Raw genomic sequence first — 2153 nt, 5'->3', positions numbered from 1 at the left:
ATCGCCTCCAGCGCAACCCGTGACTTGAACTCTGCCGCATACCGTTTCCGCGTAACCTTGCCCATAAAACCCGTCCTCGTTCAGGCCAGATGATAGCTTATCGCCCTGTCCGAAAAATGGGGACCACCTCTGACAGCAAGGAGTCTCTACTCTTCTTTGGTGCGTCATTTTCGAAGGGAGCCTCCTTCGAAAATGATAGCAAAAACAGACCTCATTCCTGACATTCAGCATTTTTCCCGCCCGTGTGTGACGTGATGGCGCTGAGACATGGTATGCGTTGGGTATCCTCCAAAGTGCGGAGAAGAATCAGGCTATCGTTTCCTTCATATTACAAAAAACCATCTCCTGCATGGTGATGGAAAATTTGTTCTTCACGAATGTAGGTCGCCAAGACATCAGTGGATTTATGACGGGAAACATCTTTCATGCGAAAGATGGAAGCCCCAGCGCGTGCCGCTGCGGTCACGAAGCCAGCACGGAGTGAATGTCCGCCAAAACGAGCAGGGTCATATCCTGCAGCTTTGGCAGCCCTCTGTACCACACGTGCAATGCCGCGATCACTAATGCGCATCACGGTCGCTTTATTGGAAACAACACCACGAAAGATAAACCCTTCTTGAATGTCTGACGCGCGTAACCACGCATCCAGCAGCGCGATGGGGCGAATACGTTGGCCCTCGGGTATTGCGATCACCGTACCAGAACCTTCCTGATCGGTTTTACTCATACTAAAGCGTACCCGTACCCCTCGTGGATCACGCGTGATATCTTCCATTCTGAGTGAGGCCAATTCAGAACGACGGAAAGCTCCAGCCATACCGAAACCCAGGATGGCACGATCACGAATAGCTTTGAGATCATTTCCTGGTGTGGCACGTAGTAAGTCTCTCAAGATATCGGCATCAGCCGCAACCTTGCGGGAGGGTAATTTCCTCCACGAACGACGTATTCCTGCGAGGACTTCCAGGAGAATACCGCCATGTTCACTCTGTTGTGGTGACAGGAACCCAGCCTGACGATGCGCCAGTCCGATTGAAGCCAGACGACGGCCGATGGATGCAGGTGCCAGACCGCGAACCGCTTCATCAGAAAGGAAAAGTGCCACATGACGAGGATCTGCAGGCAATGCGTTGATGTCCCGTTCGGAACACCAGACCTGGAAAGCTTTCCAGTCTGCGGCATAGGCGCGACGCGTAGAAGGTGCACGTGCGGCGGCTGCGTAATGCTGCGCATGGTGTAGGCTTTCATGCCAGAGTGCCAGACCACTCTCATCATCAGAGCGTATGGCAGGAAGAGAAGACGGCATGCTGCAAACCTGATGCTATTGGAATTTGTGCAAGCCTATCCCGTTTCAAACTGTCCGGGAATCACAATTACCGGACAGATTTGGGGGCTGGAGGGATTTTCATCCACGCCGCCTGTGATCGCCAGAAGGACGAGCTGAAGCGGTTTGCTGAACGTGCGGGCTATGAAGTGCTGGACGTTTTCATGGAGACCGGCTCTGGCGTTCGAGTGGACCGAGCCGAGCGTCGAAAGGTCATGGCATTGGCCCAGGCCCGTGAAATTGACGCCATTCTGGTGACGGAGCTGTCCCGCTGGGGGCGCTCGACTATTGATCTCATCTCCACGCTTCAGGAGCTGGAGAGCTATCGTGTTTCCCTGATCGCCATAACGGGAATGACGTTCGACCTGGCTACGCCACATGGACGAATGCTGGCGACGGTTCTGGCCGGGATTGCTGAGTTCGAACGGGATCTGATCAGCGAGCGGGTGAAGTCTGGTCTGGCCGCCGCCAGGGCGCGCGGGAAGGTTCTCGGCCGACAGAAAGGAGAGCGGCCGAAGTCTGACCGTCTGGCTCCGAAGGTTCTGGCGTTGGTGGCTGAAAAGCGGAGTTATCGATGGATCGCCCGCGATCTAGGAATCAGCAAGAACACTGTTGCTGCCATTGTGCAGAGGGAAAGGTGAGTTTATCGACCGTTGAATATGGGTTGCTTTCTGTCGTTCTCTATTGCCGGTCTAGTAGGTTATCGCGTATGACCACATGCAAACATGCGGTCATGTAAGGACGTTCACATGCCAACGATAGCGATTATCAGCCAGAAGGGTGGGGCTGGGAAAACCACTCTGCGCGGATTTCTCACATTTTGTCTGAA

At 54.1% G+C, this 2153-nt stretch carries 2 protein-coding genes; one reads left to right on the top strand and one right to left on the bottom strand.

Annotated features, from left to right (window positions below; translation table 11 throughout):
* Positions 1-328: 328 nt before the first annotated feature.
* Entirely contained in the window at positions 329-1306 is a 978-nt protein-coding gene (locus tag AD928_RS00315) for a site-specific integrase (RefSeq protein WP_062247355.1), read from the bottom strand.
* An 80-nt stretch (positions 1307-1386) separates the two neighbouring features.
* On the opposite strand from AD928_RS00315, the gene AD928_RS00310 reads away from it, so the two are divergent.
* Positions 1387-1965: a recombinase family protein gene (locus tag AD928_RS00310; RefSeq protein WP_062247353.1), complete on the top strand. Its 579-nt coding sequence runs from the start codon at positions 1387-1389 to the stop codon at positions 1963-1965.
* The last annotated feature ends 188 nt before the right edge of the window (positions 1966-2153 follow it).

The sequence above is a fragment of the Acetobacter cerevisiae genome (genome assembly GCF_001580535.1).
Lineage (GTDB): Bacteria > Pseudomonadota > Alphaproteobacteria > Acetobacterales > Acetobacteraceae > Acetobacter > Acetobacter cerevisiae.
The sequence above is the reverse complement of the archived record's forward strand: the minus strand, read 5'-3'. Positions and strand labels throughout refer to the sequence as shown.